This window comes from Campylobacter concisus, assembly GCF_003048405.1.
In the GTDB taxonomy this organism is placed as follows: Bacteria; Campylobacterota; Campylobacteria; order Campylobacterales; family Campylobacteraceae; genus Campylobacter_A; species Campylobacter_A concisus_Q.
In genome coordinates this window covers 36,848-44,857 of record NZ_PIQS01000007.1, presented here as the reverse complement: position 1 = coordinate 44,857, position 8,010 = coordinate 36,848, and the positions used below count along the sequence as shown (strand labels likewise).

The window sequence follows — 8,010 nt, the reverse complement described above, 5'->3', positions numbered from 1 at the left end:
CCTTATTTACTACCTTGATAAAATCATATAATTTCGTCCTTTATTTCGATATATAATTAATTTATTAGATAATTAAAATTTAAAAATAGTTTATATTTTTATCTAAAAACTCAAAAATTTATCCAAAATTTATACTTAAAATTATAATATTCAATCTCAAAATTATGCTATAAAATTAAAATAGTAATTTTAATAACCAAATTAGGAGAAAATATGAGATTTAAAAGCTTATTTAAACTCTCTCTTGTAGCAAGCATAGCAGTTTATGCAAATGGGGCAGACGAGAGCGTATTAAGCGGAGTTGAGGTAACAAGTAGCAGTGGCGGATACGGCGTTGATGACATCAAAATTTCAACCAGAAATGCTGGCCTAGTAAAAGACGTGATGAGAGATATTCCTGGTGTTTATGTGGGTGGCACAAACGGCATGAATCAAAAAATTTACATGAGGGGGCGTTAGCGATCGCGGTCTAAATATCACGATAGATGGCGCAAAACAAAACGGAAATACATTTCACCACAACGCTGACTTGCTGATCGATCCAGATCTTATAAAAGCCGTTGATGTTGAGGTTGGCTCAAGATCAGTGGTAAACGGCTCAGGCGCACTTGGCGGTTCGGTCGCCTTTAAAACGGTTGACGCAAAAGACTTGCTAGAAAGTGGTGAGATCATCGGTGCAAAGATAAAGACAGGATATGCCTCAAATAACAGCGAATTTTCTCAAGGTCTTATGCTCTTTACTGCACCAGTTGAGGGACTTGACTTTATAGCTGCTATTAATCACAAGGGCTACGACTACGGCAAAAGCGGCAACAAAAGAAAGATAGGCGGCGACGGAAACGATCTTAGCTATCTTTTAAAGCTTGGTTATAGCTTCCTTGATGCACATAGAATTTCTATCTCAAGAGAACATAATGAATTTAAAGGCATGTATCCAATGAGAGCCGAGTTTGGCAGCTGGTATACTGGTCAATTTCCTGTTGATAACCGAAAATATGAACGTGATACTACAACGCTAAAATACGAGTACAAACCAAGTAATCTTCTAAATTTAGATGTAACGGTATACAATACCGAGCATAAAAAAGATGACCCGGTCTTAAAAATTTTAGGCGTAAAAACAAACGGTATAAATGCAAAGGCTAAGAGTATAGTCGAGACCGGCACTTTGACGCAGACATTTAGATATGGTGCTGAGTTTTATCAAAGTAAAAATTTCAACAAACCAGACAATCGCTACCCAGAAAAGGTAAATAACTACTCGATATACGCAGAAGATGCACTAAATTTTAGCTCGCTAACCGTTACACCTGGCATCAGATATACGCACCATGAGCTAAAAAGCTACGATGGTAGGGCTGGAAATGTAAAGAGCTACACTTATAAATTTAACGAATTTACCCCAGCGCTTGCGCTTGATTATGAGATCATTAAAGGCTTGCATGCGTTTGCAAGCTATGCGAGGGTCTTTAGAGGGCCTGACGTCATGGAGTCTATGATGGCGAGTGGAACTAGTAGGGGCAGGCCTTTAAGCTGGGCGGCAAATAAAGATCTAAAAGCGACAACTGGCAATAGCTATGAGACGGGCGTTAGATATCAAGGTGAAATAAGTGAAACTAGCTCGTACAGCCTCTCTGCAAAATACTTTATGACAAAATATAAAAATTTAATAGTAGATAACAACGCAGCAAATGGTGGCGTAAATCCAACCTTAGCTAGGATAAACGCTGGCGGGGCTGATATAAGTGGCGTTGAGCTACTTGCAAGGCTAAATTTAGATGCATTAAGCCTAGCTGCTAGCTACACTCATCAAAATGTAAAATACAAAGATAGGGTTGCTAAAGCAAACGGCAGCTACTACACCTCAAATATCATTGGCTACCGAGATCAAGGCGATAAATACACATTTAACGCCGAGTATGCATTTTCAAGGATTGATACGCTAATAGGCTACAATCTAATCTACTTTGCCTCGAAAAATACCATCTCGGCTGGCAATAGTGAAAATGCCAAGATACCAAGCTATGCGGTCAGCGACATCTATGCTAGCTATACGCCAAGTAGCGGTAAATTTAAAGGACTAGAGATAAATGCTGGAATTTATAACCTCTTTAATAAAACTTATGCTTCGCAGTCTCAAAGAATGGCTGATTATACAGGCAATCCAGACTATGTAGACTGGGAGCCGGGTAGAAATTTCAAAGTAAACGTATCTTATAAATTTTAACTTCAAGGCGAGGTGAAAGCCTTGCCAAATTTCTCTTTTATATAAAAATTCTAGCTTTTTTCACCATGCTGTTTGTTTTAAAATTAATATAGTATCATTTTGGCGACTAAACTTTTTTGGGAGAAAAAATGAGGCAGAAGCACTTTGAAGTGGTAATTGTCGGAGCAGGCATTAGTGGGACGGCGCTCTTTTATGAGTTGGCTGCATTTAGCGACATAAAAAAGGTCGCACTTTTAGAAAAATATGACGGCGTAGCTACTCTAAATTCAAACGGCAAAGGTAACTCACAAACCATTCATTGTGGCGATATCGAGACAAACTACACACTAGAAAAGGCGAAAAAAGTCTCTCGTGTGGCAAATATGCCAGTAAAATATGCCCTAAAATATAATCTTGATGGCAAATATATGTTCGCTCATCAAAAGATGGCACTAGCTATCGGAGATGCTGAAGTAGAGCGCATGAAAGAGCGATATGAGAGTTTTAGAGAGCTTTTTCCTTACCTTGAAATTTATGACAAAGAGAAGTTAAAACAGATCGAGCCAAACGTCGTTTTTGACGCAAATGGCAATGAGAGGCCAGAAAACATCATCGCCATAGGCACGCAAAATGGGCAGTTTACGACGATGGACTTTGGTGGCTTAGCAAACTCACTTGTGCAAAATGCGCTAAATTTAGGCGCGGATGGCTATGAGATCAGTCTAAACTCAGAAGTAACTGATATAAAAAAGGCGGGTGATACATTTCACATAAAGATAAATGATGGCGAGGTGATCACCGCAAACTACGTTGTAGTAGATGCTGGAGGACACTCGCTATTTTTAGCTCACAAAATGGGTTATGGGCTTCATCTTAGCACACTGCCCGTTGCTGGAAGCTTTTATTTCGCAAAAAAACGCTTACTAAACGGCAAAGTCTATATGGTGCAAAACGATAAGCTACCATTTGCCGCTCTTCATGGCGATCCAGATATCTTAGCTAATGGCAACACTCGCTTTGGCCCAACAGCCCTAGTCATACCAAAACTAGAGAGATATCACGGCTGTTCAAGCTTTTTTGACTTTTGTAAATGCCTAAAATTTGATAAAAATGTCTTTGAAGTCTTTACAAATCTCTTAAAAGATAGCGACATCAGATCTTATATTTTAAGAAATTTCTTATTTGAAGTGCCATTTATCAATAAAAAAGAATTTGTAAAAGACGCTAGAAAGATCGTGCCAAGCCTAAGTGAAAATGACCTAAGCTATGCTATAAATTTTGGCGGCGTAAGACCGCAAGTTATCGACCGTAATAAAAAGTGCCTTGAGCTTGGCGAGGGCAAGATAAGCACAGGCGAGGGCATAAGTTTTAATATGACTCCAAGCCCTGGGGCTACTAGTTGTTTTGAAATAGCAAGAACTGATATGATCGAAGCCTGTAAATTTTTAGGTAAAAATTTTAACGAAGAGAAATTTAACGCCGAGTTTTTTGAATAAAAATGGGAGTGTTTGATATTTTTAAAAAAGGTGCGGATATGCCAAAAACAGCACAACAAAGAAAAGATGAGAGTATAAAAATTTTAAAAAAAGAGGGCGTGGCTGTGCTTGAGAGTCTGCCACTAAGGTATGACAATAGTGAAGTTACGCCAAGAAGCATTGATGAGATCATTGCTCGTGCGGTTTGCTCATTTACGGCCATTATGTGTGCTTGCACTATCCGCGACAATGGCCACCTAAGTGAAGATGAGATAGCCTGGGCTAAAGACTTTTTGGGCGATTTTTATGGCGATCTAAGTGTAAAAGAAAAAGAGGTCTTTGAGGATAGAGCCGATATGAAAACAGCCGTAAATATGGGCTGGAAATATGAGTCGCTTTGGATCTTGCTTTGGGCGCTTGGCATAGCTAAAGATATAGGCCAGATGGATAAAATTTGCGACTGTGAGTTTGTGATGGATGTCTTTAGAGAAGGCGGACTAAAAAACCGCTCAAAACTACGCAGTTTGGATGAAATTTTAAGCAAACTTGACCTAGTTTATCGTTATCACTGGGCGTGTGTAGATGCTAGGATAAATGGCAAAAAGGTTGCTGGACTTGACGAAGAGGTCGTTATGGGAAGACGTGCAGGGCTTGAGTGGCTATGCTGCAAAGGTTGGGAAAATGACGATTTAAGAGCTAAATTTAACGCTTGGGACTACCCTGATCTAAATACGTAAATTTATATTTTTGCACTAAAATAAGCCAAAAATGAAAGGAAAAATATGAAAATTTTAGTAACTGGAACAGCTGGATTTATAGGATTTCACTTGGCAAATGCACTCATAAAAAGAGGCGATGAGGTTGTTGGGTATGACGTTATAAATGACTACTATGATGTAAATTTAAAGCTCGCACGCCTAAAAACTGCTGGCTTTGAGACTAGCGAGATAGATTATGGCAAGCTGATCACCTCAAAAACGCATCCGAATTTAAAATTTATAAAAGCCGACTTGGCCGATGAAAAGACTATGAAAGAGCTTTTTACTAAAGAAAAATTTGACGTAGTGGTAAATTTAGCCGCACAAGCAGGCGTTCGCTACTCGCTTATAAACCCAAAAGCTTACATAGACAGCAACATCACAGGCTTTATGAATATCCTAGAATGCTGCCGCCACAATGAGATAAAAAATTTAGTCTATGCAAGCTCTAGCTCGGTTTATGGCCTAAATGAGAACATGCCATTTTCTACACACGAGGCAGTAAATCACCCTATAAGCCTCTACGCAGCGACTAAAAAGAGCAACGAGATGATGGCGCATACTTATAGCCATCTTTTTGGCGTGCCAACGACCGGACTTCGCTTTTTTACGGTTTATGGACCATGGGGACGCCCTGATATGGCGCTATTTTTGTTTGTTGATGCAGCGCTTAAAGATAAAACTATCGACGTCTTTAACTACGGCAAGATGAAGCGTGACTTTACCTATGTGGATGACATCGTAAAGGGCATCATAAAATGCATCGATAATCCTGCAAAACCTAATCCAAACTGGGATGCAAAGCACCCAGACCCTGCCACCTCAAAAGCGCCTTTTAAGGTCTATAACATCGGCAACAACAGTCCAGTTGAGCTCATGGACTACATTAAGGCGGTTGAGATAAAGATCGGCCGTGAGATCAAGAAAAATTTCCTCCCACTTCAAGCAGGCGACGTACCAGCGACATTTGCTGATGTGAGCGACTTGGTGGCCGACTTTGACTACAAGCCAAATACAAAAGTAAATGACGGCGTGGCTAAATTTGTTGAGTGGTACTGCGAGTTTTACGGAGTTAAAATTTAAGGAAAGCAGATGAGGCGATGCGAATGGGCAAAAGGAGAGCTTGATATAGCTTACCACGATAACGAGTGGGGCAAAGTCGTAAAAGATGATAGAAAATTTTTTGAAATGATAGTTCTGGAAGGATTTCAGGCGGGACTTTCGTGGCATGGAGTGCTTCAAAAAAGAGAGGCTATGAGAGAGGCGTTTGATGGCTTTGATCCAGAGAAGATCAAGCTTTATAGTGAGGCTGAGATAGCTAAATTTATGCAAAATGAGAGGTTGATTCGCAACAGATTAAAACTAAAATCGCTTTCTGCAAACGCCCTTGCATTTTTATCCGTAACCAAAGAATTTGGCAGCTTTTATGACTATTTGTGGGGATATTTGCTAAGAAAATTTGACCCCAAATTTGACGGCAAACAGATCATAAATCACTATCAAGATATCAAACAAGTGCCAGCTACTACGCCGATGTCTGACTTTGTGGCAAAGGAGCTAAAAAAGCGAGGGTTTAAATTTTTAGGCTCTGTTAGCACCTATGCCTTTTTGCAAAGTGTGGGAGTTTTAGACGATCATCTGGAATATTGTTTTTGCAAGGCAAAAGCCTGATCAGAATAATTTTTGCGGTTCTACTCCTTTTAAATTTTGCATTTTCTCTTGACCTGCTGCGACTTAGCGAGTATAAAGAGCAAAACGTCTCAGGCTGGTTAGCTAGCGAAAAGCTTGATGGCGTGCGTGCCTACTGGGACGGAGAGAATTTACTCTCAAGGCAGGGTAAAAAACTGAATGCACCGATAAGTTTTACTAAAAATTTCCCAAAATTTGCACTAGATGGCGAGCTTTACGCAAAGGAGCTTAAATTTGAAGAAATTCAAGCGACCGTGATGGATAAAGTACCAGACGAAAAGGCGTGGAGCAGGCTAAAATTTCATATTTTTGATGTGCCAGAGGCAAGTGGTGACTTGCTTGCCAGACTTGAAGTTTTGGCTAAATTTCTAAAAAATGAGCCAAATAAAAATTTAATCATCATAAAACAGACAAAAATGCTTGATAATGCTCAGTTTTTAAAATTTGCTGAAAGTATCATCGCAAAAGGCGGCGAGGGAGTAGTCGTGCGTGAGCCAAATGCACCGTACGAGCGAAAACGAAGCAAAAATGCGCTTAAATTTAAGAAATTTAAAGATGCCGAGTGCGAGGTGGTCTCCATAAATAAAGGTAGCGGTAAATACGCTAATCTTGCTGGCTCGCTTACCTGTAAAGCGATTGGCGGCAAGGATGATGAGGCAAAAGCTGGCACTACCTTTAAAATAGGCTCTGGACTAAGCGACGAGCAACGCACAAATCCCCCAAAGATAGGCTCCATAATCACATATAAATTTCAAAATTTAACGTCTTATGGCAAGCCAAGGTTTCCTATATTTTTGAGGGTTAGAGAGGATTAAATTTCGTTCGAAGCCTTGCTTTACTTTTGCTTTACTCTATTTTTGATAAAATTAACCACTTTTTACGAAAGGCTTAAACTTGAAAATTTTAGTAACAGGTGGTGCTGGATACATCGGCAGCCACGTAGTAAAAGCACTTTTAAAGCAAGGCAATGATGAGATAACCATCATCGACAATCTCTGCAAAGGCTCACAAAAAGCACTTGAGGCACTCCAAAAAATCGGAAATTTTAAATTTATAAACGCAAATTTAGAAGATGACCTAAGTGAAATTTTTGAAAATGGTAAATTTGATGCGATCATCCATTTTGCGGCGTTTATCGAGGTTTTTGAGAGTATGAGCGAGCCACTAAAATACTATCTAAACAACACCGCAAACGTTGCGAGGGTGCTAAGATACGCAAAAACTTACAATGTAAATAAATTTATATTTAGCTCAACTGCTGCAGTTTATGGCGAGCCAGACGTGGCAGAGGTGAGCGAAACAACGCCTACAAACCCGATAAATCCATACGGCAGAAGTAAGCTTATGAGCGAGCAGATCATCAAAGACTACGCCGCTTCAAATGAAAATTTTAAATTTGCGATTTTACGTTACTTCAACGTGGCAGGCGCGGACGAAGAGGGGTTAATCGGTCAAAACTATCCAAATGCCACGCACCTTATCAAGGTGGCTGTGCAAACTATACTTGGCAAGCGTGATAGCATGGGCATCTTTGGCGATGACTACGCGACAAAAGATGGTACATGCGTTAGAGACTACATTCACGTTAGCGACCTAGCAGACGCTCACATCAGCGCACTAGAGTATATTGGCAAAAATGGTAGCGAAACTTTTAATGTGGGATACGGCAGGGGATTTAGCGTAAAAGAGGTCATCGAGACCGCAAAAAAAGTAAGCGGAGTAAATTTTAAAGTGCTAAATGCGCCAAGAAGGGACGGCGACCCAGCCATCCTTATCTCAAACGCAAGCAAACTACGCTCGCTAACAAGCTGGAAGCCAAAAAGAGATGATCTAGCTCTCATCATAAAAACTGCCCTTGAGTGGGAAAAGAAAATTTAAGGAT

Annotated in this window: 8 protein-coding genes; all 8 read left to right on the top strand. The window is 40.0% G+C overall.

Annotation, left to right across the window (positions count from 1 at the left end):
• Positions 1-213 precede the first annotated feature (213 nt).
• The 8 genes from CVT18_RS10615 (at position 214) to galE (ending at position 8,006) form a co-directional block, all read left to right on the top strand.
• Positions 214-459: a hypothetical protein gene (locus tag CVT18_RS10615; protein WP_234410338.1), complete on the top strand. Its 246-nt coding sequence runs from the start codon at positions 214-216 to the stop codon at positions 457-459.
• Positions 460-475: 16 nt separating this feature from the next.
• Positions 476-2,227 carry a TonB-dependent receptor domain-containing protein gene (locus CVT18_RS09850; protein ID WP_320205071.1) on the top strand — a complete coding sequence of 584 codons (1,752 nt, stop codon included), beginning with the start codon at positions 476-478 and terminating at the stop codon, positions 2,225-2,227.
• A 128-nt stretch (positions 2,228-2,355) separates the two neighbouring features.
• Positions 2,356-3,702: an FAD-dependent oxidoreductase gene (locus tag CVT18_RS09845; protein WP_107824517.1), complete on the top strand. Its 1,347-nt coding sequence runs from the start codon at positions 2,356-2,358 to the stop codon at positions 3,700-3,702.
• Positions 3,703-3,740: 38 nt separating this feature from the next.
• Complete coding sequence (locus CVT18_RS09840) at positions 3,741-4,418, top strand: DUF4272 domain-containing protein (RefSeq protein ID WP_234410337.1); 678 nt, start codon at positions 3,741-3,743, stop codon at positions 4,416-4,418.
• 45 nt (positions 4,419-4,463) lie between these two features.
• Complete coding sequence (locus CVT18_RS09835) at positions 4,464-5,522, top strand: NAD-dependent epimerase (RefSeq protein ID WP_107824515.1); 1,059 nt, start codon at positions 4,464-4,466, stop codon at positions 5,520-5,522.
• Between the two features lie 9 nt (positions 5,523-5,531).
• Entirely contained in the window at positions 5,532-6,110 is a 579-nt protein-coding gene (locus CVT18_RS09830) for a DNA-3-methyladenine glycosylase I (RefSeq protein WP_107824514.1), read from the top strand.
• Positions 6,110-6,943: a DNA ligase gene (locus CVT18_RS09825; protein WP_107824518.1), complete on the top strand. Its 834-nt coding sequence runs from the start codon at positions 6,110-6,112 to the stop codon at positions 6,941-6,943. The genes CVT18_RS09830 and CVT18_RS09825 overlap by 1 nt, the downstream gene beginning before the upstream one ends.
• 79 nt (positions 6,944-7,022) lie before the next feature.
• Entirely contained in the window at positions 7,023-8,006 is a 984-nt protein-coding gene (galE, locus tag CVT18_RS09820; RefSeq protein ID WP_103629404.1) for a UDP-glucose 4-epimerase GalE, read from the top strand.
• Positions 8,007-8,010 lie beyond the last annotated feature (4 nt).